The sequence below is a fragment of the Haloarchaeobius amylolyticus genome (assembly GCF_042678045.1).
Classification (GTDB): domain Archaea; phylum Halobacteriota; class Halobacteria; order Halobacteriales; family Natrialbaceae; genus Natrinema; species Natrinema amylolyticus_A.
The window spans coordinates 68,943-91,836 of record NZ_JBHUDI010000003.1 but is presented as its reverse complement, the minus strand read 5'-3'; the positions used below and the strand labels follow the sequence as shown (position 1 = coordinate 91,836).

Annotated in this window: 20 protein-coding genes and 4 pseudogenes; 12 read left to right on the top strand and 12 right to left on the bottom strand. The window is 60.5% G+C overall.

Annotated features, from left to right (window positions below):
- Window positions 1-2: 2 nt before the first annotated feature.
- A complete protein-coding gene (locus ACFR99_RS04320) occupies window positions 3-1,406 on the bottom strand; it encodes a sugar transferase (protein ID WP_390284719.1) in 1,404 nt (467 codons plus the stop codon).
- A gap of 86 nt (window positions 1,407-1,492) precedes the next feature.
- Window positions 1,493-2,239, bottom strand: a complete 747-nt coding sequence (gene aglF, locus ACFR99_RS04315) for a UTP--glucose-1-phosphate uridylyltransferase AglF (protein ID WP_390284718.1) — start codon at window positions 2,237-2,239, stop codon at window positions 1,493-1,495.
- Between the two features lie 138 nt (window positions 2,240-2,377).
- On the opposite strand from aglF, the gene aglM reads away from it, so the two are divergent.
- The 3 genes and pseudogenes from aglM to ACFR99_RS04300 form a co-directional block, all read left to right on the top strand.
- Complete coding sequence (aglM, locus tag ACFR99_RS04310) at window positions 2,378-3,661, top strand: UDP-glucose 6-dehydrogenase AglM (protein WP_390284717.1); 1,284 nt, start codon at window positions 2,378-2,380, stop codon at window positions 3,659-3,661.
- A gap of 130 nt (window positions 3,662-3,791) precedes the next feature.
- Window positions 3,792-4,427, top strand: a complete 636-nt coding sequence (locus ACFR99_RS04305; RefSeq protein ID WP_390284715.1) for an IS6 family transposase — start codon at window positions 3,792-3,794, stop codon at window positions 4,425-4,427.
- 152 nt (window positions 4,428-4,579) lie between these two features.
- Window positions 4,580-4,879: pseudogene (locus tag ACFR99_RS04300) on the top strand (hypothetical protein); the annotation flags it as partial.
- Here the strand turns inward: ACFR99_RS04300 and ACFR99_RS04295 are convergent.
- Window positions 4,839-5,222 (bottom strand): type IV pilin domain-containing protein, encoded by a 384-nt coding sequence (locus ACFR99_RS04295; RefSeq protein ID WP_390284713.1) that lies wholly within the window; start codon window positions 5,220-5,222, stop codon window positions 4,839-4,841. The pseudogene ACFR99_RS04300 and the gene ACFR99_RS04295 overlap by 41 nt on opposite strands.
- 405 nt (window positions 5,223-5,627) lie before the next feature.
- On the opposite strand from ACFR99_RS04295, the gene ACFR99_RS04290 reads away from it, so the two are divergent.
- The gene (locus tag ACFR99_RS04290) at window positions 5,628-5,966 is read left to right on the top strand and encodes a hypothetical protein (RefSeq protein ID WP_390284711.1); all 339 of its coding nucleotides are present in this window, start codon (window positions 5,628-5,630) and stop codon (window positions 5,964-5,966) included.
- Between the two features lie 104 nt (window positions 5,967-6,070).
- Window positions 6,071-6,929, top strand: a pseudogene (locus ACFR99_RS04285) (IS1595 family transposase); the annotation flags it as partial.
- A gap of 162 nt (window positions 6,930-7,091) precedes the next feature.
- On the opposite strand, the pseudogene ACFR99_RS04280 reads toward ACFR99_RS04285, so the two are convergent.
- The 3 genes and pseudogenes from ACFR99_RS04280 to ACFR99_RS04270 form a co-directional block, all read right to left on the bottom strand.
- Window positions 7,092-7,406 (bottom strand): annotated as a pseudogene (locus ACFR99_RS04280) (SDR family NAD(P)-dependent oxidoreductase); the annotation flags it as partial.
- Between the two features lie 51 nt (window positions 7,407-7,457).
- Window positions 7,458-9,959, bottom strand: coding sequence for an efflux RND transporter permease subunit (locus ACFR99_RS04275; protein WP_390284709.1), 2,502 nt, complete (start codon window positions 9,957-9,959; stop codon window positions 7,458-7,460).
- 3 nt (window positions 9,960-9,962) lie between these two features.
- Complete coding sequence (locus tag ACFR99_RS04270) at window positions 9,963-11,573, bottom strand: COG1361 S-layer family protein (protein WP_390284707.1); 1,611 nt, start codon at window positions 11,571-11,573, stop codon at window positions 9,963-9,965.
- 267 nt (window positions 11,574-11,840) lie between these two features.
- Between ACFR99_RS04270 and ACFR99_RS04265 the strand changes: the two genes are divergently transcribed.
- The 4 genes and pseudogenes from ACFR99_RS04265 to aglJ all read left to right on the top strand — a co-directional run bounded on the left by ACFR99_RS04265 (window position 11,841) and on the right by aglJ (window position 17,448).
- Complete coding sequence (locus ACFR99_RS04265; RefSeq protein ID WP_390284705.1) at window positions 11,841-12,446, top strand: TetR/AcrR family transcriptional regulator; 606 nt, start codon at window positions 11,841-11,843, stop codon at window positions 12,444-12,446.
- 643 nt (window positions 12,447-13,089) lie between these two features.
- Window positions 13,090-15,681 (top strand): BGTF surface domain-containing protein, encoded by a 2,592-nt coding sequence (locus tag ACFR99_RS04260; protein WP_390284703.1) that lies wholly within the window; start codon window positions 13,090-13,092, stop codon window positions 15,679-15,681.
- 80 nt (window positions 15,682-15,761) lie between these two features.
- A pseudogene (locus ACFR99_RS04255) lies at window positions 15,762-16,358 on the top strand (UDP binding domain-containing protein); the annotation flags it as partial.
- 82 nt (window positions 16,359-16,440) lie between these two features.
- Window positions 16,441-17,448 (top strand): S-layer glycoprotein N-glycosyltransferase AglJ, encoded by a 1,008-nt coding sequence (gene aglJ / locus ACFR99_RS04250; protein WP_390284701.1) that lies wholly within the window; start codon window positions 16,441-16,443, stop codon window positions 17,446-17,448.
- Between the two features lie 88 nt (window positions 17,449-17,536).
- On the opposite strand, the gene ACFR99_RS04245 is transcribed toward aglJ, so the two are convergent.
- Entirely contained in the window at window positions 17,537-17,866 is a 330-nt protein-coding gene (locus ACFR99_RS04245) for a DUF5789 family protein (protein WP_390284699.1), read from the bottom strand.
- Between the two features lie 175 nt (window positions 17,867-18,041).
- Here ACFR99_RS04245 and ACFR99_RS04240 point away from each other — a divergent pair, with 175 nt between their 5' ends.
- Window positions 18,042-18,251 carry a ribbon-helix-helix domain-containing protein gene (locus ACFR99_RS04240; RefSeq protein WP_179260673.1) on the top strand — a complete coding sequence of 70 codons (210 nt, stop codon included), beginning with the start codon at window positions 18,042-18,044 and terminating at the stop codon, window positions 18,249-18,251.
- Window positions 18,252-18,546: 295 nt separating this feature from the next.
- Here the strand turns inward: ACFR99_RS04240 and ACFR99_RS04235 are convergent, their stop codons facing one another.
- Both ACFR99_RS04235 and ACFR99_RS04230 read right to left on the bottom strand, forming a co-directional pair.
- Complete coding sequence (locus ACFR99_RS04235; RefSeq protein ID WP_390284697.1) at window positions 18,547-18,969, bottom strand: MPN domain-containing protein; 423 nt, start codon at window positions 18,967-18,969, stop codon at window positions 18,547-18,549.
- Between the two features lie 518 nt (window positions 18,970-19,487).
- Entirely contained in the window at window positions 19,488-20,171 is a 684-nt protein-coding gene (locus ACFR99_RS04230) for a hypothetical protein (RefSeq protein ID WP_390284695.1), read from the bottom strand.
- A 164-nt stretch (window positions 20,172-20,335) separates the two neighbouring features.
- Between ACFR99_RS04230 and ACFR99_RS04225 the strand changes: the two genes are divergently transcribed.
- Together ACFR99_RS04225 and ACFR99_RS04220 are read left to right on the top strand one after the other, a co-directional pair.
- Window positions 20,336-20,665, top strand: a complete 330-nt coding sequence (locus ACFR99_RS04225; RefSeq protein WP_390284693.1) for a hypothetical protein — start codon at window positions 20,336-20,338, stop codon at window positions 20,663-20,665.
- Between the two features lie 2 nt (window positions 20,666-20,667).
- Complete coding sequence (locus ACFR99_RS04220) at window positions 20,668-21,207, top strand: winged helix-turn-helix transcriptional regulator (protein ID WP_390284691.1); 540 nt, start codon at window positions 20,668-20,670, stop codon at window positions 21,205-21,207.
- Here the strand turns inward: ACFR99_RS04220 and ACFR99_RS04215 are convergent, their stop codons facing one another.
- Genes ACFR99_RS04215 through ACFR99_RS04205 form a run of 3 tightly spaced genes read right to left on the bottom strand, consistent with a single transcriptional unit; the run spans window position 21,208 to window position 22,893 of the window.
- Window positions 21,208-21,753, bottom strand: a complete 546-nt coding sequence (locus ACFR99_RS04215; RefSeq protein ID WP_390284689.1) for a hypothetical protein — start codon at window positions 21,751-21,753, stop codon at window positions 21,208-21,210.
- A complete protein-coding gene (locus tag ACFR99_RS04210) occupies window positions 21,753-22,040 on the bottom strand; it encodes a thrombospondin type 3 repeat-containing protein (protein ID WP_390284687.1) in 288 nt (95 codons plus the stop codon). The genes ACFR99_RS04215 and ACFR99_RS04210 overlap by 1 nt, the downstream gene beginning before the upstream one ends.
- On the bottom strand, window positions 22,024-22,893 hold the full coding sequence (locus tag ACFR99_RS04205; RefSeq protein WP_390284685.1) for an FAD:protein FMN transferase: 870 nt from the start codon (window positions 22,891-22,893) through the stop codon (window positions 22,024-22,026). The genes ACFR99_RS04210 and ACFR99_RS04205 overlap by 17 nt, the downstream gene beginning before the upstream one ends.
- Window position 22,894 lies beyond the last annotated feature (1 nt).

Below are 22,894 nucleotides of genomic sequence, written 5' to 3'. Positions count from 1 at the left end.
TCCTATTGAATGAAATCAACGATGTCTTCGAATACCATTGCTATCTGTCGTACAACGATCGAGATATCTAGTCTGAACGATTGTCGTCTAATATACTCGAGGTCCGATCGGAGCTTCGCCTCTGGATCAGTGCTTCCTAGATCGCGTACCTGTGCCAGCCCCGTCAACCCTGGCTTGACGAACCAGCGCTTACGCCAAGCGTCGGTCTCGGCCTCCAGCAGCGTTTCCTCGTCGGTCCAGACTGGGCGCGGACCGACCACGCTCATCTTCCCGACGAAGATCAGCCACAGCTGGGGGAGCTCGTCGAGATGCGTCGACCGAAGTATCTGACCGACGCGCGTGATCCGATCGTTCTCGTCGTCGTCGATCGGCTCTGGTGACTCACCCTCGGGGTGCATCGTTCGAAACTTATAGACGGTGAGCGTACCGCCCAGCCCGGCAGTCCGACGCTGGCTGTACAACACCGGCCCGTCGCTGTCGAGCTTGATCGCCACTGCGATCACGGCGAACAGCGGTGCGAACGCGAGCAACCCTGCGAGCGCGAACGCGACATCGAACCCACGCTTCAACAGGTGATCCTGTAGATCGAGCGGTTCGACCTCAACGTCGACGAGCGTCCCGGTCGGCGCCCCTGATACGAGTACGTCGTCGGCGTAGTCGCGGTGTACTTTCGCGGCGACGCCGTGTTCGTAGCACGTGTCAAGTACCCCGAAGAGGTCACCGCGATTCGCCTCCTCGAACGCGAGGACGACCGTGTCGATGTCGTTGGCCAGCAGAACGTCCTCGAGTCGTGTGAGCCCACCGAATCGCTCGAGTTCGTGAATCTGCTCGCCACCGTCAGCGACGGGAAGTCTCTGTCGATGACTGTCGCGACGAGGAACGATGGTCGACGGACAGAGATATCCGACGTACGGAAGCGTCGTCTCGGCGGAGAGCTGTTTGATCTGCGCCGGATCGTTCCCCACGATCAGTGCTCGATCGGGCTCATCCGTCGGTCGTCGACTGACTGTGAGGAACCAGAGCGGGAGGAGCACGGCGAGGGTCCCAGTCAGGAGTACCAAGGTTGCCCGCGGGAGCCGATGCGACCAGTTGAAATAGCCGATTGTTGCGAGAGCTAAACTCGCCACGACTACGCGACGTTGGACGAGTACGATTGTATCGATGGGGCGTCGCGGTCGTGGTCGGTAGAGTGGGGCGAGTGCGATGCTACTGATCCCGACGCTGAGTAGAAGTATTCGCCCAAGCTCGTCGCCGGAAAGGACCGTTATCGGAAGCCGGTTAAAAAACGGTACGTAGGTGGTGAAGAGCCGTTGGGGGAATCGGTGATTCGCTATCAGAACTGCCAGTGCAGTAAGTCCGGCGACACCAGTTGCGCTCAGTATCCGATAGCGATTCCCCCGCTTCATCGTAATGTATCCGCGTAGTAAGCGATATATGAATCTTCTTGTCTTCCTGCTCCATCACTAATGCTGTAGGAATCGCTCGTCTGAAACTAATCAGAAGCGGCCTCGATGGCCAATTTGTCCTCTTCTCCTTGTAAGCGCCGTTCTGCTTCGTCGCGATCTTCTGGATACCCGACGTCGATGCGCCAGCCCTCGAGCCCGATCGCATCGATCGTCCGCCCCGACTGGATCAGCAGGTCGATTGCCTCGCTGATCTCGTACTCGCCGCGGTTCGATGGCTGCACCAACTGACAGGCGTGGAAGATCGCCGGCGTAAATGTATAAAACCCGGTCATCACGAGGTTCGATGGCGGATCCTCGGGTTTCTCGACGACGTCCGTGATCTCGCCGTATTTGTTGGTATCACAGACCCCATATCGCGATGCTTCTTCCCACGGCACCTCCTCGACGAGGAACGCCGCATCTGCGCGATCCTCCTGCTGGCGTCGGACGACGTCCTCGAGATTCGCGTTGAAAATGTTGTCCCCAAGGATGAGCATGAAGTCGTCGTCGACGTACTCTTCGACAGTCAACAGTGCGTGTGCGAGCCCCTTCTGTTCACGCTGGTGGGCATACGTGATCGGCACACCACGATATTCGTCGCCGTAGTGGTCGATAATCACCTCTTTGAGATAGCCGACGACGACAACGAACTCTTCCGCGCCGAGTTCGACGAGATTGTCGAAACAGTGCGTGAGGATCGGTTTTCCGTCGACTTCCACCATCCCTTTGGGCTTGTCTTCCGTCAGCGGCCGGAGTCGCGTCCCCTCCCCCGCAGCGAGTACGACTGCTTTCATTATATCTTACATGATAATGCCATCTATATGTGTTTTCTGGCCGAAGCACGGTTGGTTTCACGCTGGAAGAACCCACCTCAAGCGAGAGAAAGGGAGCGATCACAAGGATGATCTATGTGGCTACGCCTGAGTCAGGTAATGCATATTACTGTCATCGGGAGCGGCTACGTCGGGACGACGATCGCTGCCTGTTTCGCAGAGTTTGGCCACGAGGTGACCGCGATCGATATCGACGAAGATATCGTCGCGACGCTCAACAACGGACAGGCACCGATCACCGAACCCGGACTGGATGACCTTCTCGAGACCCACGCCGGCGATCGACTTACAGCGACGACCTCGTATGACGCTATCCCCGAGTCGGATGTGACCTTTCTGGCGATCGGCACACCATCAAACGACGACGGCAGCATCGATCTCGGTGCGTTAGAAGCAGCCGCCGAGGCGACCGGCGAGGCGCTCGCCACGAAATCGGAACGCCATCTCGTCGTGATCAAGAGTACGGTGACGCCGCCGAGTATCCCAGAGCAACTCGAACCGGCGATCCGCAATGGCGCCGACGACAATGACGCCGTCGAAGTAGGCATGAACCCCGAGTTCCTTCGAGAGGGAAGCGCAGTTGCTGATTTCCAAAACCCCGACAAGCTAGTCTTTGGCACGAACTCCGAGTGGGCATCGAACCGCCTCCACGAGGTATTCGAGCCGGTACTCGACGCCGAGACGCCGGTCGTCGAAACTGACCCCCAGACGGCCGCGATGATCAAGTACGCGAACAATGCGTTCCTCGCATCGAAGATCAGCCTGATCAATGACCTCGGAAACATCTGCAAGGAGTTCGGGCTTGATGCCTACGAGGTGATGGAGGCCATCGGCCTCGACGACCGGATCTCCGAACAGTTCCTCCGCAGCGGTGTCGGCTGGGGCGGCTCGTGCTTCCCAAAGGACGTGAACGCAATCATCGCAGCCGCGCGCGAGGAAAACTACGATCCCGCACTGCTCGAGGCTGCCGTCGAGATCAACGACCGGCAGCCCAGGCGAATGCTCGAGTTGCTCGCGCAGCACGTTTCCCTCGAGGGTACTCGCATCGCGGTCCTCGGCCTGTCGTTTAAACCACAGACGGACGACATCAGGAACTCGCGGGCGATCCCCATTATCGAACGTCTCCAAGAGCATGGTGCCGAGATCGTCGCGTACGATCCAGTTGCTGCCGACGAAATGGCCGACCGGTTCCCCGAGATTAACTATGCGTCAACGGCCGCAGCTGCCCTTCGTGATGCAGAGGGCGCACTCGTTGTCACTGACTGGGATGAGTTCCGCAACCTCGATACCGAATTCGACGAGATGGCGACGCCGGTCGTTATCGATGGTCGACAGTGTATCGAGCGCCGCGATGGAATCGTCTATGAAGGACTAACCTGGTGAATCGCCTCGGAACCCAGCCGTAAGGTGATCCACCGCCGCTCACCGGTGCTACAGCATCGCTTCAATATGTCCATTCGGCGGTGTTCAGATAAGGATTGAAAAGTGAGGCGGAGCGTTTTCCGAGTGCTCTATGCCCGAAAACGCTCGCCTCAACGGTTGTTTAGACGAGATCAACTTAGAGTTTGTCGAACGAGAAGCGACACCGCGATTGCTGATGAAGCTGAGTATTCAGCTCCATCTTGCTGGACTCTCTCTTTCGAATACTGTATCTGTTCTTGAGGTATTCGGTGTCGAACGTGCTCGATCAACCGTTCATAACTGGGTTCACAAGGCCGATCTACAGCCCGAAGAGGGGCAAAGTCCGGATCACGTTGCGGTTGACGAGACGGTGATCCGACTTAACGACGAGCAGTATTGGCTGTACGCTGCGGTCGACCCTGAGACGAACGAATTACTCCATACAAAGCTTGAACCGACGACAACGAAGGTTCTCGCTCATTCGTTTCTGACTGAACTCTCCGAGAAACACGACGTCGATGACGCCGTGTTTCTCGTCGATGGATCGCACTCGTTGCAAGCTGCGTGCCAGCGCCACGGCTTCGATTTCAGATACGAGAAACATGGAAATCGGAATGCTGTCGAACGTGTCTTCAGAGAGATAAAACGCAGAACCATCTGTTTCTCGAACTGTTTTAGCAACGCCGAAGCAGAAACCGCCGACGAATGGATCAGATCGTTTAGCTTTGCATGGAATCAGCTTATCTGAACACTACCGTCCATTCCATCAATATTCTTATATGCTGAATGGCTGTCTAATCAGCCGATATCATAGGTTTAGAAGGATTGAGACGAGGAGATCTATTCTGTCAATGGGAATTGATTTCTTCAACTTCATTGAGCAGTGTCGTTTAGCCAAACAAGCGTTGGAGAAGCGACCTGCTGTCCGTTACAGCTGACAAAGCTTTCCATAACTAGCACACGAAATACGAGTTCTACGCGCTTAGTGTCGAACCGCTCATCTCACAACGTGGATCGAAAGCGCTCACGAAGAGACATAACGCGCTCATCCGGGCAAAAGGCTACTCTCAGCGCTGGATGGCCGAGATATCCTATTCGAGTAGCACGAGCTACTGGACTACAAATAAAGAAATACCGCCGACAAAACGGCTCGTGTCTGTTAGTTCATCACGTTACTGGTACCTTCGTAGGTCCCAGTAATACTCACGTTTTCGTCGTTACATTCGATCGACGTTGTATTCCCAACGCCGGGGTTATCGAACGACGCCGTATTGCTGTTGCTATCACACGTGACCTCCGCGGAATCCAGGCGGTCGATACTCACGATCTGGACTTCTGAGTGAGTGTCGTTTTCCTGAGTAACATCGAACCCTGCCTGCGGATTTTGAGTCTGCCCTTGGCCCATGTCCAGCACGAACGCAGCAATCACAGCCGCAAGGATAACAGTTATCGCCACCATGAGTATGACCCCTATAACTGGTGATACCGCGCGTTCGTCGTCGTTTCCAACCAATTTCCGTTGAATCGATTTGCCATCTAACATGTATTCTCACGCATCGAAACCGGCGTGTGAGAAAACTTATCAGCGCCCACGACAAACTGGACACTGCGGAACAGGGGATTGAGGAGCCACCCACCGTCCCCGCTTTCTCGACGTGCCGTAACCGATGCTAATCCACAGACTCGAGGGCGACCATATATATTTACCTGATAGTCTTGTTCTGTGGAACCTCTAGCGGTTTCACATGTGATAACCAGCGTCTAATGGAACCACTACAACGACGGCTTGAAACACTTTTCGCGGCCGATTTCGCGGACTTGAGAAAACCACCATCGATATGACAGTTCGACCGACAACTCGCTCATCGATGAACGCGCGCTGGCGCGGACCTACAACACGCCCTCGTATACCGACCTCTTCGATGCCGTCACGGACTACGAACAGATCATGGCATACGCCTCGCGTCACCCTGAGAAGGGCTCGAGTGCAATCGCCTTGCGGCTCGAACTCCCGCGTGGGCGGATTCGGTCGTGGCTCGATGGGAGCGCTCCCGACGCGGTGCAAGCGATCGGTACGGCCCGCGAGTATGGGTGGATCGACGCCGACTACGGCGATCCAGAATTTCGCGCCCTGAACGCCCTCGTCGCCAACGTCTTTTCTGTGGGCTCGATCGAACAAACGTACTACCAGCCGACTTGCCGTACTGGGGGCACCGATCGGCCCGAAGGGCGACGCCGATCTCTCGCTGCCGGTCTATCTCGAGGGAGCACCCGACGTAACTCGTGAGACGTTCGTTTACGCCTACGCTCTTCAGAAGCAGATTGTTGGTCGGGTAGAGCTGTCGCTGTAGAAGCGTAGCGGGCAAGGGTGACGCGTTCGCGTCACCCGATATGTTCCCATTTGAAGTGCTAAACTCAGAGGCAAGCGCCGCGAACCTGCTCCAGCAGGTTCGCTGGCGCGATGGCCTTGAGTGCCCGCGCTGCCGGTTCGACTCAGTGATCAAACACGGCAGCTATCGAGAGTATCAGCGGTATCTCTGTAAGGATTGCGACCGCACGTTCAACGACAAGACCGGCACGATCTTCGCGCACGCGAAGATCGGCCTCGATACGCTCTTGTTCGCGTTCTACTCGTTTCTTCGGTTCAACACGAGTATCCACCAGTTAGCGGCGGAAACCGACGTTTCCTACCGGACGCTTCATCGGCGCGTCGAGCAGTTCGCGAGAACGCTCGACGCGCCAGTCATCTCTCTCGTTGGTCCGGTCGAGATTGATGAGTTCTATGTCTCTGCCGGGAAGAAAGGTCGCGGGCGCGACCAAGAGCCGCGCTCGCGTGGTCTCTCGAAACGTGGACGAGGAACGTATGACGAGGACAAGCCGCCAGTATTCACGCTCGTTGATCGTGGAAGCGATCAGCGATACATCGTCCCTGCGAAATCCGCAACCGAATCGACTGTGCGACTCCTCCTCGACACTCACGAGGAGGAGTCGCTAACCGTCTACACGGATGGATTTCGGGCCTATGATCCAATAGAAAACGATGAGAACTTCCACCGGGAAGCAGTGATTCACGGAGACGATGAATACGTAGATGGTGATGCACACGTCAACACCTGCGAGAGCCACGCGTCGCTGGCGCGACGGTGGCTCTCGCCGCATCGAGATATCTCAAAGGACAAACTGACAGTGTATCTCAGGCCGCTCCACCTCCGATGACAAATCCTTTAAACCGGGTCGAAAAGCCCTCAAACCAACAATGTGCTTCACAAGAGCGTTACGCCTATCTCGAGAATCGGGCGACCGAACACGACCGGAAGGCCACGTTGACGATTTGGAAGGATCGCAACCGCGACTATCTCGCCAATCTCGTTGCGTAGATCGATTCAGTCGCCGGGGGTGGGTTCGGCTCGGCGAGCGAGATCTCCGCGATGATATGATCGGGCACGTGATCTGGGACACTCTCGACCGTGCCAGTAGCAATAAAGCCGGGCGCAACGCAGTTGGCCGTCGAGCCGCCCTGGGCGAACTCGAGAGCGATCGTCAGGGTTAAGACGAACATGCCACTTTTCGCAGCGGCGTAATTGGCCTGCCCGAAGTTGCCCTGTTTGCCGACGACGCTCGAGATGCTGAGCAGCCGGCTCTCGTGGGCGTTCCAGATATTGTCGTAGAACACCAGAGTACTGCTGAACATCCCGCCGAGGTTGGCGTCCATCAATGATTTAGAGTCCGGAACTAAAGCAAAAAGAAACAGCTGTGTCAGTTCCCAATCAGGGACCGCTCACTGCCAAGCGATGTTGCCCACTGAATCGTATCGCCGCTCGAGACGGTCCCAGACGACGATCGTCGACGGCAACAGGAAGATCGACGTGAGATAGGCATAGAAGACGCCCAGCGCGAGCAAGAGGCCGAACTCCATGATCAGCGGGATCAGTGCGAGATACAACACGCCGAGCCCGCAGACGGTCGTCAGCATACTGCCGGTCAGGGCACCGCCGGTCCCGCGAACGGTCACCGAAAGGGCCTCGTGGACGTCTGCACCCGACTCGTACTCATCGACGAACCGATGCATGAAGTGGACGGTGTAGTCGACGCCGAGTCCGATCGAGACCGACAGAATCGGGGCATTAAACGGCGATAGCGGGATGTCGAACAGTCGCATCGAGCCTGCAAGCATCGCGACCGTCACGAGGACTGGGACCAGATTGATGACGCCGTAGATCATCCGGCCCTCGAGCCACCAGTAAGAAAGCATCAGAAAGACCGCAGTGAGGACGAAAGCGACAATCAAGCTCGTAATGGCCGACTCGCTGACCCGGTCGATGACGGCCTGATTGACCACTAGCTCGCCGGTCGCAGTTGCGTCCATGGACATATCGCCGGCGACTTCTCTGGCGGCGGCGGTCGCGTCGGATTGATCAGCGTCGGCGTCGACCTGATATACGATTCGCGTCGAACCCCGATCACTGGTAACGTACTGGGCTGCCTGATCGCCCTCGAGCAGTTTGTCGTAGACGAGATCAGCGTCGCGGTCAGGGAGTCCGTCGCCGTTCGCATCGGTTCGCTTGACCGTCGCTGCGAACTCGGGATCGGTCTCTTTGCGTTGCTCCATCACACTGACGACGCTGTCGGCGTCGGCGCGCCGATCGGTCTCGACGAACGCGTCGGGCGGGTCCGTGACCGCCCGGTCAACATCCCGGAATGCAGCAGCAGACCTAACATCGGGATCGTCGACATAGACGGTCACTGAACCGACGAACCCCTGATCGAAGTCCTCCTCGAGGTAGTCGAGGACCGTCATGAACGTGTACTCTCCGGGTGCGAACGGCTCGGGCAACCGCTCGTACTGGGCGATCCGATCCTCGTCCGGGAAGAACGCCTCCTGGGAGAACTCCGTATCGACGCCCGCGCCGTAGCCGGCAGCTGCCGTTCCAAAGACGAGTGCGGTCACGAGGACAACGGCCGGCGCAATTCGCGCGAGTCGCGTCCCGACCGGGAGAATACGACCAAGGATGGAGTCTTCGTTTCCGAGCGGGCTCGAGCCGAATTTGGGGAACCGCGTACCCTCTCGGAGTCGGTCCAAGCCGACCTTTCCGGCTGGGAGGAAGACGCCGAAGATGAGGAACGTGAATATGATGCCAACCGAGGCGACGATCCCGAAGTCACGGAGCTGCGACAGCGAACTCGTCAGGTTCGCGGCGAAGCCGATGACAGTCGTGAGGGTGACGATCAGGAACGCACCGGACATCTGGCCCGTCGTAATCCCCATTGCATCGCCGATAGCTGCGCCAGCAGCCCGTTCCTCGCGGTAACGGTTGATGATGTGGATCCCGAAGTCGATGCCGACGGCGAGCAACAGCGGGAACACCGTGACTAGCGAATCCGAGAAGGGGATCCCCGCGTGGCCCATGAACCCAAAGGTCCAGACCATCGTCATCAACAGCGAGACCAGACCGAGTCCGAGGTCGATCGGGTCGCGGTAGGCGACCAGCAGGAAGAACAGAATCAGAACGAGCGCTGCCGGGAAGACGACCATCGCGGTGTCGCCGAGCAACTGAAGCGTCTCCTCCTCGATGATCGCGTCGCCGAAGACTACGACGTTCTCGCCCGACTCGTAGCCGTCGATCTCGTTTGCCAACTCGACGGTTCGGGTCTGCAGTTCGGCCGTGTCGTCCGTGTCGGCGTTCGGGGGCACATCGTACGTGACCGCGATCTGGGCGACGTCAGCCGCGGCCGACTCGCGGGTAAAGTCCGTGCTCACCGGCAACCCGGCCGCCTCGTCGGCGTCTGCGATCGCCGCCTCGAGCTGACGTTGGGAAGCCCGCTCGATGACACGGTACTGTTCTTCGGGCGTCTCCGCGGTCGGGTCGAGCTGCTGTGCGGTGAGCGAAGCCGGGCTAGTCGTCGACGTGACTCGTAGCCCGTCCTCGTTTTCGGCCCGCTCTTGGAACTCGAGCATCCTGAGGAGATTCGGCTTCGAGAGCGTGTTCCGTTGATCCTCGAAGAACAGGTTCGCGGACGCACCGCCCGAACCACGGTCGTCGCGTTCGAAGTCGTCTTGCATGTCCTCGTAGGCCTCCTGTTCGTCCAGTCCGTCGGTGAACTGATCCGTCCCGGCCTGTTGCTCACCGCCCCCACCGATTCCGGCGACAAACAGCGCCGTCACTACCGCAAAAGTGAGGACTACCCGCCAGGGATGGGCAGTGATCGTCGCCTCGACTCGGTTGATAAGGGACCGATCATTTGAATCATCGCGTGCGTGACGCTGCTCGGGTTCGTTCATCCGTCAGCTTTGTCGAACCCAGAGTCCAACGCCGATCCCACTAACGGTGAGTGCACCCAGTAGTCCCACGATCAGTGACGGGAAGCCACCGCCGTCATCCTCGCTGGGTGTGACCTCGATGGGATGTTGATAAACGTCAGAGAGGACCGACTCGCCTCGCTCGGTGTCGTACTCGAAGTCGAGTTCCACCGGGTGGGTCTCGACGGTTGCGTCCTTGCCAGCTTCGATCTCAAAGCGGATCTCGGCTGACTCGCCGGGCTCGAGTTCGTCGACAAATGCCTCGCTGTCGGTCGCATCGAGGGGGCTGTCAGTGTAGAGTCGGGCGTCGATGTTCGACAGGGTCTTCGGACGCTCGTTGGTAATTTCGAAGACGACTTCGTTCGCCTCGCCCTGCTGAACGGTGACGTCGTCATCGGTGATCGAGAACTCGTCGCGCCGTTCGTCGACGACGACCCGCTCGGAGATCGGGCCGTCGGTCAGTGTCGTGTCGCCGCTACCGGTGTACTCGACGGTAAAGCGGAGCTGCCGCGCGCCCGGATCGCCCTGGCCGCTGACGTCGATCGGATAGTTGAAGTCGGCGGCTTCGCCGGGCTTCAGTTCCGGCAACGCATAGCGGGTGTCCTCGACGAACAGCGAGTCACTCATCGGCTCGACGACCAGGACCGCATCGTCGACGGGGCGGGGGCCGTCGTTGACGACCTCGCCCGAGACGTCGCCCTCGTAGCCGACTGAGAGCGTTTCATCGATGTTTTGCATCCTGAACGACTGTTCGTCTGTCAGTGAGAGCGAGGTTCTGACGGGGTCGGCGGTTCGGTCGATTCCGGACGCATCCTCGTAGGTGAACGCCACCTCGAGTGGCTTGTCCGCCGCGCTGGTCGATTCGGCGACCGCGGCCTCCACAGTCGTTGTCGTCGACTCGTTGGGTTCGAGGTCACCGATCACGTTCTCACTGGTCCCGCCATCGATCGTCACACCACCGGAGCCGGTGACGGATGCCCGCGTGTAATTTGCAGGCTCGCCGCCCGTGTTTCGAATCTCCATCGTCACGTCACCGCTCGAGCCGGGGGCGACATCGGTCGCGACGTTCGACACCTCAAAGCGGGGTTCTTCAGGGACCGTCACCCGCAGATCCAGGGTCTCGGTCTTCGTGAGTCGCTGCTGGGAACTCGAGGCGTCCGAAACGCGGTTCGTGTAGGAGTACTCGACGTCGACCTCGATCTCGTGAGTGCCGGACTCGACGTCCTCGGGGACCTCGATCGCGAGCGGAGCCGTCGCGATCGCGCCGTCCTGAATCGGGCCGACTGCCACTTCGCCACCTGCGGCCTCGAACGGACCGGCATCGGCGATCTCGGCGGTTACGCCACGGGCCGTGAGCACCCGTTCGGCCTGGGCACCGGTATGGAGATCGCCGTCGTTCTTGATGTCGACCTCGAGCGTCGTCTCGGTCCCGGGCGTCACCTCGGGATTGGAGTCGACGAGCTCGAGGTCCGGTTCGCCGCGGGTCAACTCGCCGCCGGTCTGTTGCTGTGCCAGCGCAGCCGTCGCGCCGAGTTGGGCGACCAACCCGACGACAGCGACGGCCGCGAGGAGGGCCGCGGTTCGGCGTCCGGTCACAGGGACCACCTGTCGGACGTTCCGGGGGCGGCTCGCGCACCGATCGTCAGTGTTGCCGCGTGCAGGATCGGCTCGGCGGAATGACTGTCGCTCATTATTCACTATCCGGGAGGCACGAGGGATAACCGTTTTGAATGAACGTTCAATCAAACCGGTTATGATGCCTGCTGGTGAGGTCCCGGTAATGAACGCAGCCGAGCCGTACGCCGTGGCGACCCACCGGACGAACCCGCCGGACAACGCGATCCGACGGCGGGGTGATCTGGCGTGACCATCGACGTGTTCGAAGAGCCGGCAGACACCCGCGAGGAGATCCTGGCCGCGACCTACCGAAGCCTGCGAGACCACGGGTACGCCGAGTTGACGATCAAGAAGATCGGGACGGAACTCGAGCGGAGCCCGTCGCTGATCTACCACCACTACGAGGACAAGGACGCGCTCGTACTGGCCTGTCTCGAGTACCTGCTCGAGTACTTCGAGGGCGAACTCAGCGATGGGAAAATCGACGACCCGCCCGCACGGCTCGAAGAGGTTCTCGAGTGGTGGCTCGCAACGGATGCCGACGACGAGTGGATGGGGTTCGTCACAGCGATGGTCGAGCTCCGGACCCAGGCGATCCGCGATCCGGCCTATCGGGAGCACTTCACCCGGAGCGATCGGGTCTTTGCGGACTCCATTGCGGCGGTGATCCGCGCGGGCATCGAGACCGGCGACTTCCAGGAGTGCGATCCCGAGGCCGTCGCGGCGACGATCCAGACGACCATCCTTGGGACTGTGTTGCGGCGCTCGAGCACCGATGGCGACGACTGGCTGGATGCGGTTCGCGACGAATTAGGGATGTATCTTCGGACGCGCGTGTACGACGAGAAGTAAGCGATCGCTCGGCGGACCAGTCTCCGTCGAAGACTATCAGATGCCGGCGACGAAGCTGGCCCGCTTTCTAGCCCCGAAATACAGTTTTACTGATGGTAATAGTTTCTTACTGAGCACCGATACCGACGTGGGCCCGTTTATCACCGGCCACGACCCCTCGCGCTGACACAGCGGTTCGGGGACGGCTCGAGCGAACCGCATCGCCGTCACGGACTCGGAGACCCCACTCGTGGAGTTGCGGGTGAGCGACGACCGAGGGCTGGCGATGGTCGGCGTTTTCGAGTCGAGACAATGGAACCCGGCCAGAGGACTCGGCTGAGCCGGTTGTATGGTGATCCGCCGTTCCGCAGGATGGGGCCGGCTCGAGGCGGTAAGAAAATATTTTCCGGACAGTCAAACGTGTGTACGAGTACCATATATTTCTCGAGAATGGCGACGCCGTCATGCGATTATTACTATTTTACTAAGTAATAGGAATCTGGTATGTTTCCAGAAAGCTTATTACTGGATGCTTAATATACATCGAACACCCCTACCCGGTGTGAGTCTCCAAAGCCGGCAGTCGTGCGCTGCGGTGTCGGCGACGACTCGCACTCCGAATCGTGCGCTAACCAACCGAAATACAATGCTAACACAACAATAAATGACAGACGACACAACCTATCGCGACAAGGGTCGTGCAGTGATCCTGGCCGCGCTTATGGTTCTCTCTGTTGTCGCCATGTCCACTGCGTTTGTGGGCGGGGCGGCCGCAGCTGAGAACGCAAGTTTCGAAAACGAAGACGGTAGTTCAACCGGCTTCTACGAAGGGGAAACCGTCACTATCACCGACCTCAATGATGGTGACTCCTACGAGATCCGGTACGCTGATGACTTCGATAGTGATGGCGACGCCGAGGGAGACCGGTTCGAAGACGAGTTCACTGCTAGCGGCAGTGAGTACGAACTCGACACCGACGGCTACGAAACCGGATACTACTACCTCGACGGTCCGAACAACGGTGACACTTCGGACGAAGAGCGATCCTTTGAACTCCGGACCATGGATTTCCGGACTCTGGAGTTCGATGAGGACGAAGTCGACGATGACGAAACCGTCGACCTCGAGATTAACACTAACCGAGACCCCTACGACCTGAACGTCAGTGCTGACGGTCTCGACGAGGACGATCTCGAGGACATCTTCGGAAGTCAGAACGGCGGCGACGCTGAAAACGACTTCGGCATCGAAAAGAACGACGAGGACGAAGAAGTCCTGACCCTTACCGGCGTCAGCGACGCAGAAGACCACGTCGCGAACTTCACCGACATCGACACTGGTGAGTACGAGTTCAACTTCGAGTCGACTGACACCTCCGCCGAATCCGACGCCTCGATCAACGTGACTGAGGGCGAGGACGGCACCCTCTCGTTCGCTGATGAAGCGATCGAGACACGAACGAACACGGCCGAGATTCCGGTCGAAATGGAGAACACCGACGAGGCCTACCTCCGCGTCGGTACGATGGATGACGCCAGCTACGACGTCTTCCTCCACGTCGAAGACGACGACGATAACGAGGACAGCACCGGCGTCGTCAACGTCGAGATGGACACTGTCGCCGCCGCTGACGACACTGATGGCGTCAAAAACGCCTTCTCGACCGCCGACGGTGACGACGATGTCACCCTCGTGGCAGTTGACACCGAGGGCGAAGGCACGGAACTCGAGGCTGGTGACTACCCACTTGCCCTCTCGACTGATATCGACACCGACCTTGTTGACGACGGTCCTGAAGTCGCCAATATCCAAGATACGGAGGACTACACGGACAGCTTCGAGGACGGTGAAGAAAGTACCTCGTACCTGACGCTCGAGAACCGTCAGCCGCTTGACGAGGACGCCACCACGGTGCACACCGCACCGAAGGGCGAGCTTAGTGATGTCACAGACAGCCTCGACGACGACGAAACCATCGCAGATGTCGTCTCCGAGGAGAACATCAGTGACGCCGACACCATCGCAGACGGCGATGGCATGCTCGTCAGTGTCGAAACTGACAGTCTCCACGCCTACTTCGAGGATGAAGATGGCAACACGCACAGCACGTTCGGCGACATCAGCGAGTTCCAAAACAAGAACACTGTCTCTCTCAACATCACTGGTGAGGAAAGCGGCCCGAACGCTGACCCGCCAGTCTGGACCACCAATGATGCTGAAGCAGACGATGATGGCGATGCCGACTACATCGGTGACGAAGTCGAGATTGTCGGCGCTAACCAGTCCGAAGGTGTGGTCCTCCTGAACATCCAGGAAGACGATATCAGCGGCATCGAAACTGACGAAAGCTACGATGTCGACTTCACCGTCGACTACGAATGGGACTACGCGAGCGAACAGGCTGACGAAGACGAGGAGAACGAAGTCGCTTCGGACTCCTTCGAGTTCGAGGTGCCTGAGTTCGAACTCGACGACAGCAACGAAGAGCTGCCCGCGTCGGCTGACGCAACCGTGACGGGCGAGACCAACCTCGCACCACACACGGAAGTCAGCGACCGCCTGCGCTCGGCCGGTAACTTCACCCAGTCCGAGACTGGCTACGTTACCGAGGACGGTACCTACTCGATCCAGCACGACCTCAGCGAGTACAGTGCTGGTATCGACTACGAACTCGAAGCCGAGGCCGGTGACAAAAGCGACGACCTCGAAGGAACCACCATCGAAGGTGACGAACTCCAGTCCTTCGACTACGACGTCTCCACCGCGCCCAAGGCACCCGAAGAGGGTGACGACGTGACCGGCACGGTCGACGTCGAGAACCCGAACGACGTTGAGTCCTCCGAGGACGTCGTCTTCACCTTCGACGGTGACGAAGTCTACAACGACACCGTCGAACTCGAAGGCGCTGCCTCCGACACCATCGTCGACGGCGAAACGCTGCTCGAGAACGCCTCCGCTGGCGACTACGAGTGGACGCTGACCGCTGACGGCGACGAAGTCGACTCCGGTACGCTGACCGTCGAAGAGCCTGAGAAGAAGGGCGACGACTCCGGCACGGACGACTCCGGCACGGACGACTCCACCGGCTCCGACGACTCCGGCACGGACGACTCCACCGGCTCCGACGACTCCGGCACGGACGACTCCACCGGCTCCGACGACGGCGGCGACGACAGCACGCCCGGCTTCGGTGTCGGTCTCGCTCTCGTCGCGCTGCTCGGCGCTGCCATGCTGGCCCTGCGCCGTCAGAACTAAGCTGTAGAACTACCGGCTTCCGCCGGCCTTCAATTTCCGCGGTTTTCTTTTATTGGGCATCACACTGGATAGCGACAGCAGTCGCTGAAGAGTACGGTGCAGACGCCTACGGGGTACTCGAAGCAGTTGGCCTCGATGATCGAATCTCCGAAGGTTTATCCGCTCCGGACTGAGCTGGGGCGGCTCCTGTTTCCCCAAGGACGTCAATACCCTGCGGGCCGGCGCACGCGAGCAGGGGTACAAGACGGAACTGCTCGATGCGACCGTCGCAGTCAACGACGAACAGCCACGACGGCTCATCAACTTACTCGAAAATCATGTCGCCCTCGAGGGAGCCCGCATCGCCGTCCTCGGTCTGTCGTTCCAAGCCCGGCACAGACGACATACGCAAATCTCGCGCGCTGGACGTGATCGGCTACCTCAAAGACCGCGACGCGGCTATCGTCGCCTACGATCCAGTTGCAATCGAAAACGTCCGGCCTGATTATCCCGACATCGAGTATGCCGAATCAACCAAAAACGCACCCGAGAACGCAGACGGTGCCGTCGTCGCGACCGATTGGCCCGAGTTCGACGGCCTCTCGTTCGAGAACATGGCCCACAAGGTGCTCGTCGACGGTCGCCGGCTTGACGTCAACAAAGAAACACTCGAGGTCTACGAGGGGCAGACTTGGTAGCGACACGACAAGGAGAGGCCGGTATAAAACCAGCACTGGTCGATCAGTAGCCTTTTGCGGTTCGGTGGGGGAGTAATGCCCAATGGAAGACGACGCGGTTCGCGCGGCCTCAAGCCCTCGCTCGAACGGTGGCGACGTCGTCGCCGTGACCGAGCAGACGCGCGAAATCTCGCCCGACGAGGTCTGCGTACTCATCCCGACGCTCGAGGAGGCGGCCACGATCGGCGACGTGATCGAGGGCTTCTACGAGCAGGGCTATACGAACGTCGTCGTCATCGACGGTGACTCCGAAGACGACACCCGCGAGATCGCCCGCGAACACGGCGCGGAGGTACTGGTCCAGTCGGGCAGCGGCAAGGGCCAGGCGGTTCGTGAGGCCCTCGAGTACGTAACAGTGCCCTACGTGTTGATGGTCGACGGCGATGGCACCTACGATCCAGCCGACGCCGACAAGATGATCGAGCCGCTCGCACGCGGGTACGACCACGTGATCGGGAACCGCTTCGCGGACATGGACGACGACGCGATGCGGGCGTTGAACGGCTTCGGCAATCGGATGATCAACCGCGCGTTCGGGTTCGTCCACGGGGCCAACTACCAGGACATCCTCTCGGGATATCGAGCCTTCACCGTCGACTCGTTCCGACGGCTCTCACTCGACTCGGACGGCTTTACGATAGAGACCGAACTCGCCGTCGAGTGTGTTAAACACGGGATCGACACGACAGTCGTCCCGATCAGTTATCGAGCGCGACCCGACGAATCCGAGACCAACCTGCACCCGGTCAAAGACGGCGGCACGATCCTGCTGGCGCTGTACTCGCTGGCCAAAACCAACAACCCCCTATTCTACTTCGGGAGCCTCGGTGTGAGCGGTATCGCCTCCGGTGCCCTCATTGCAATGTATGTCCTCTGGGAGTGGATTCAGTACACCCGGAGCCACGAGGTCTTGGCAGTGGTCTCGGCGGCCGCGATCATCCTCGGCGTCCAGTTACTCATGTTCGGCGTGCTCTCGGATATGCTCGTCACCCTCCACCGCGAGCAGCGCCGTCGATTGGAACGGATCGCTCGAGAAGAGCGCGACGAGTGACGCGACAATCAGCTGTCCATGATCGGACGGTTGCTGACTGAAGCTGGATAGCAGCGGAAAAGAGGCTCGAACGCCACCAAACCCACGATCAGAACGGCAACAGCGATCGGACCTGTCCGATGACGCCCCCCGAGCGGTTCCGTCGGTACTCCTCAAACGGTTCGTGGAGTGCGTTCAAGAGCTCCTGTCGGGAGTCGAAGCGGTCCGTCGGGACGTCCTCGAGTATCTCACCCAGCGCAACGTCGTTCCCGTGGACGTCGTAGGGGATACGCTCGTGACCGAGTTCGGCTCTGACGTCGTCTTTCGTGGCCGGAAAGGACAGGTCAGCGCCCTTGAGATGAGCGTCGACGGCCGCGATGCCGAACTCGATACTGTCGGGTTCCTCGTCGTCTCCGCTCGATGGTGGCCGGACTCCCATGCCTTACCTCTCGGTACGGAGCCGGATATAAAAATGTCTGTGGAGACGGTCGACGACAGTCACTGGACGGTACCTGTGGTCAACCATCACAGACGGTGGCCGCGAGCGGGTGATGCACACGCGCGATCGATACCGCTGCCGACACGCATTTGGGGCCCGCGACGGAGTATGGCGTATGACCGAATACACCACGGTGTCGATCCCGAAGGACCTCGCCGACCGCGTCGAGGAGACCATCGAGGGGACGAGCTTCCAGAGCACGAGCGATCTCGTCCGGTTCCTGCTGCGTAGCATCGTCATCCAGCACCAGAAGGAGGGCCAACTCACCGAGGCCGAGTTCGAAGAGATCACCGAACAGCTCCGCGGGCTGGGCTATCTCGAGTAAGCGACCGACTCGAGCGAGGCCCTGACCGGTATCCGACGGCGACCACTCAAGGGGAACAGCGCTTTTCGGCCTCGAGATCATACCTACACGTGGGGGCGAACCATGCCATACATTCCGGACTTCCCATCCGACAACGATGATGACGCTGGACGTGATCGGAACCCCGGCGGTATCATCGACCGGATCATCGGCGACGATGAAGTCCCCATTCCGACCGGGTGACTCACACGGCCGGCTTTTTTTGAGAACGCGCACCGCCGCTCAGCGCTGCGTCCGCGATTCCCGTCGCGTCGCATCAGTCCGTGAGCGACTGGTCCGGCGGCGCGGCGTCGACGATCTCGAGGGGCTGGCGCTCGCCGCTGCGATCGAACGCGGCGAACGACCGTTCGTCGGCCTGCCAAGGCGGGACGGCGACGAAGACGATCTCGGCAAGGTCGTCTCGCCGAGACACCTCGAGTTCGCCGACGGGGTGGGAGACGAACCGCCCCTGCGCCTGGCGAACGGGCGTCGAGAGGTCGACGCCGAAGACGGCGTTGACGGGGTTGCCGGGATCGGGCAGAAAGAAGTCGGTAAAGACCGGCGTCTCGGGATCGAGGCCGTCCGCACCCTCGAGTTCGTCGGCCACGGTAATTGAGACGCCCGTCGTCACGTCGTCAGGATCTGCGTCGCTGGCCAGATCCAGCAGAACATCGACGAGCGCACGGGTGACGTAGACCACAGGTCTGCTTTGGGTGGGAAGTAAGTAAAGTACCACGGGTCGGGTGACCCGTGGCGTTCGCGGTTGGCCAGCGTCCAGAAACGGACGATGGCTCCTACGATGCGTTAATTCCCCTCACGCTCACCGTAGGGCTTGCGTGGAACCAGTAGCACCCGAACACGTTCACCACAACGATTCGCGCCCGGTAATAGGGGTGCTATCACCGCCGACGCGAGTGTGGCTTATCTGGACGGAGTATTCCGCCCCGTCACCAGCACAAGGCTGGTGTCCGTGAGGGCTGGCCGCTTTACTCGGCCCGACACTGCCCATCTCACCACGTCTTACCATGTTTCAGTGCGTGGGTTTTGAGAGGCTGTTACCGTCGGTCCCTCCCTGATTCAACGACGTACCGTAAAATAAAACTGTAGATTGTGGCGGGAAGCATACGCGATTCACCCACGGGTCAGGTGACCCGTGGAACTCTCGCTGTACTCTTTTAGAAGTATCCTCCAGCGATTGGGCTGGCTTGCCATCACTGCTCAAATCGGCAGCATGTCCCAAGCCGTCTTAACGTACAGCCGGGGGGCCCGCTTGCGGGAACCGTCGAACGCGTCCTCGAGGGCGCGTCCAGCACCCTCTACCACACCGGCGCCGTGGCCGACGAGGACGCGCTCGGGCCTGATACCGCGAAACGCTCCCCGTGGTGGGTTCAGTCGCAACATCGGATGCACGCCGAGTTGCTCGTCACCGGCCAGGAAGTAGTCGACGGTCCCGACTGTTTCAGGAACGACGAGCGTTCCGTCGGACGGATTGTAGAGAGCGACTTCCTGCCAGAAGCGGCTGTCGACGACCGTGAGCGCACGGATGCCGGTATCCGAGAGTTCGTCACCAAAGCGGGCGACTGCGGCGTCGATGTCGTCGGTCACGCCGTCGAAGAACGCGGGGAGGTAGACGGGAACGCGATGCCGTTTCGCGATGGCGGCAGCGTCGCGTGTGTGCCGATCCAGCGTGACGACGACACCGGCCACGTCGCCGAACTCGGCGAACAGTTCGTCGATTCCCTCGGCGTCGACGGGATCGATCACCCAGACTTCACCGTCGACCACGAGGGCGTGGCTGGCGCGTTGCATGCGTTCGTCGGGATGGGCGATCCAGCCGACGCCGCCCTCGAAACGGTCGATCTCACGAAAGTCGGTCGCACGCTCGTCGGCGCGAAAGGCCATACCGCTGTCTAGGAACGCAGTGGTCATAAAGTCCCGACCGCAGGAAAGGTGCCGGCCGACAGCAACATCGTACCCGCCGACTTGACGCCGGAACCAGTCCGACCGATTCGACGGTTGGACGACAATCCTTTTTCTTTCCCGACACCTCGGTCGAGTCGTACCGAATGGCAGGGCTCGTTCCGGGATTCGTCACGATGGCCGTTGCACTGACGCTCGCCCAGCAACTCGAGCAAACGATCAGTTTCGGGATCTTCGTGCTCGGCGCGGCGCTGGCACTGCTCAGCGCGCTGGCGTGGCGACGCGAACGCGACCGGCGCATGGCCGTCGTCGCCGTCGGTTATCTCATGTTCGCGATCTACGGGTTCGTCGTCTTCCTCGAGTACTTCCTCCTCCCGTATCTCTCCGTGCGGACCGTCGAGTTGCTCGAGCACGGCGCGGCGGCACTCATCCTCGTGGGACTGCTCGCGTTCTTCGTCGCGTTGACTCGGGACTGACCATGACGGACTCCGACCCTGACGCGGACCCGGCGCTGGAACTGCGATCGCGGCGAACGATCTACCAGCACGTCCGTGACAATCCCGGGATCCACTTTCGGGCCCTCCTCGAGGCGCTCGAGTACGCCCAGGGAACGCTACAGTACCACCTCCGCCGGCTGGAGGCCCAGGGGTTGCTCGAGGAGTCGGACGACGGGAAGTACACACGATACTACCCGGCAGAGGAGTTCGACGAGGCCGATCAGGCCGTCATGAACGCGCTGCGACGCGAGTACGCCCGCCGGATCATCGCCCACCTGGCCGTCGAAGGAGCGCTGTCGACCGCCGAGTTGAGCGACCGCCTCGAGCGCTCGCCCTCGACGGTGTCGTGGCACCTCTCGAAACTCGAGGATGCGGATCTCGTGACCAAGGAGCGACAGGGTCGCAGCGTCGAATACGAGCTGCGCGATCCGGAGCGCGTGCAGTATCTCTACACGATCCACCGGCGAACGTTCACCGATCGAGTCGTCGACCGGCTGTTCGACCTGTGGGACAGCTACTAACTACTGCTTCGTCGTTGCGGGCGTCGACAGCCGTCCGCTAGCCACCAGCAGACGCAACAGCAGGACGTAGGCGAGGAACGCGATTGCCGGGCCGAAGACCGGACGGATCAGCCCCGCGACGTCGGTTCCGATGGCGACGGCGTGGATCGTCGCGAACGCGAAGCCGCCGTAGGCGAACGCGTGGACGACCTGTGGACCCCAGGGACGATCGAACCGCTGTGCATCGAGAAAGCCAAGCACTGCGACGACGAGTACCTGCAGCGCTCCGACGCCGACCACGACGCCGGCGAGCAGGTAGGTCGTCGAGTAGGCGGGCTGGGGGGCCGACCCGGTGACGATGAACCAGGTGTCGAGGACGCCGAGGACGCCGTGAAGGAGCGTCACGAGCATCGCGAACACCGACACTTCGATGTGGATTTTGCGGGCGAGCCGGTAGAGCGGGCCGAACGACCGGGCAGTGTAGAGAATCCCCGTCAGGACCGCGATATACAGTGCGGGATAGGCGACGAGCGCCGCGCCACGGTCGAGATACCAGATAATCTCCATCACGAGGCCCCCGTCGTCTCGACGACATCCGGACAACCGTCGCCGTCCTGAAAGCCGTTCGTCGTCTCCGGTCGCGTCGGGCACTGATCTGCGTTGTCACGAATCCCGTCGCCGTCGTAATCGTTCGGTGCCTGTCTCGTCGGCACCGTCGAGTCGACGAGGTCCGCCTGCTCGCGGTCGACCGCCTGCGCCTCGCGAACGTCCGCGATTCCCCATAGCACCGGTACCGTGGCGACGAGTAACACGACAGCGACGACCGTGATCGTCCCGCTATGCGACGTGCTCATCGAATCCCTCCGTCGTCCGAAAGACGCCGTCGTGAACCACGAACGCCTCGAGTTCCGGCCTCGCGGCTGCACGCTCGAGCGCGTCCGACAACGGCAGTGCAGCCAGCGTCGTCGCGAGCGCGTCGGCTTCCATACAGTCGCGCTGTGCGACCACAGTGACTGACTCGTGGCGTGCGCCGAGTCGCTCCGTCGTCGGATCGTAGACATGGTCGACGCCGTCGCGGGCCCGGCGATAGTTCCCAGAGGTGGCGACGTTCCAGTCGGTCTCGAGGATCTTGAGCGGACGCGAATCCCCGTAGGGACTCTCGATGGCGATCGGCCCGGTCGGCGGGGACATGTCGCCACCGCCGCTGACGAAGCCGCGCCGGCCCGGCCCCGCCGCCGCGGCGGTCGCGCGGTCGACGATGTACCCTTTCGCGAGCCCGTTTAAGTCGAGTTCCGTCTCGGTGACGACGCGGTCACCGTCGACGCGCACCGATCCGGTCTCGAACGTCGCCGACACCGTCTCTCGATCACCGCGGAGGTACGCCTTCAGGTCGTGTTCGACTGCCCCCTGCCGGATGTCGAAGACGCCGTCGGTGCGCTCGCCGTACTCGAGGCCGCGCCGAACCAGGCGAGCGACGTGTTCGTTCTCGACGCGTCCGGTCTGGTTGAGACGCGCGACCGCGCTGTCCGGATCGAACGCGTCGAGTTCGGTCTCGAGCGACAGCGCGGTTTCCCGGGCACGCTCGGCCGCGACATCGGCACGGTAGCCCGTCGTCCGAACCACGAAGTCGGTGTCACAGCACCGAAACTCCAGTCTGGCATCACCGAGTCGCGTGCGAGCGGCAGTGAGGGTGCCCGCCACGTCCATC

Coding starts and splice junctions, on each gene's coding strand:
- ACFR99_RS04220 (WP_390284691.1), top strand. CDS start 20,668: ATGACGGACTCCGACCCTGACGCGGACCCGGCGCTGGAACTGCGATCG.
- ACFR99_RS04320 (WP_390284719.1), bottom strand. CDS start 1,406: ATGAAGCGGGGGAATCGCTATCGGATACTGAGCGCAACTGGTGTCGCC.
- ACFR99_RS04245 (WP_390284699.1), bottom strand. CDS start 17,866: ATGGGAGTCCGGCCACCATCGAGCGGAGACGACGAGGAACCCGACAGT.
- aglM (WP_390284717.1), top strand. CDS start 2,378: ATGCATATTACTGTCATCGGGAGCGGCTACGTCGGGACGACGATCGCT.
- ACFR99_RS04240 (WP_179260673.1), top strand. CDS start 18,042: ATGACCGAATACACCACGGTGTCGATCCCGAAGGACCTCGCCGACCGC.
- ACFR99_RS04295 (WP_390284713.1), bottom strand. CDS start 5,222: ATGTTAGATGGCAAATCGATTCAACGGAAATTGGTTGGAAACGACGAC.
- ACFR99_RS04225 (WP_390284693.1), top strand. CDS start 20,336: ATGGCAGGGCTCGTTCCGGGATTCGTCACGATGGCCGTTGCACTGACG.
- ACFR99_RS04230 (WP_390284695.1), bottom strand. CDS start 20,171: ATGGCCTTTCGCGCCGACGAGCGTGCGACCGACTTTCGTGAGATCGAC.
- aglF (WP_390284718.1), bottom strand. CDS start 2,239: ATGAAAGCAGTCGTACTCGCTGCGGGGGAGGGGACGCGACTCCGGCCG.
- ACFR99_RS04215 (WP_390284689.1), bottom strand. CDS start 21,753: ATGGAGATTATCTGGTATCTCGACCGTGGCGCGGCGCTCGTCGCCTAT.
- ACFR99_RS04260 (WP_390284703.1), top strand. CDS start 13,090: ATGACAGACGACACAACCTATCGCGACAAGGGTCGTGCAGTGATCCTG.
- ACFR99_RS04205 (WP_390284685.1), bottom strand. CDS start 22,893: ATGGACGTGGCGGGCACCCTCACTGCCGCTCGCACGCGACTCGGTGAT.
- ACFR99_RS04290 (WP_390284711.1), top strand. CDS start 5,628: ATGGCATACGCCTCGCGTCACCCTGAGAAGGGCTCGAGTGCAATCGCC.
- ACFR99_RS04305 (WP_390284715.1), top strand. CDS start 3,792: ATGCCCGAAAACGCTCGCCTCAACGGTTGTTTAGACGAGATCAACTTA.
- aglJ (WP_390284701.1), top strand. CDS start 16,441: ATGGAAGACGACGCGGTTCGCGCGGCCTCAAGCCCTCGCTCGAACGGT.
- ACFR99_RS04275 (WP_390284709.1), bottom strand. CDS start 9,959: ATGAACGAACCCGAGCAGCGTCACGCACGCGATGATTCAAATGATCGG.
- ACFR99_RS04210 (WP_390284687.1), bottom strand. CDS start 22,040: ATGAGCACGTCGCATAGCGGGACGATCACGGTCGTCGCTGTCGTGTTA.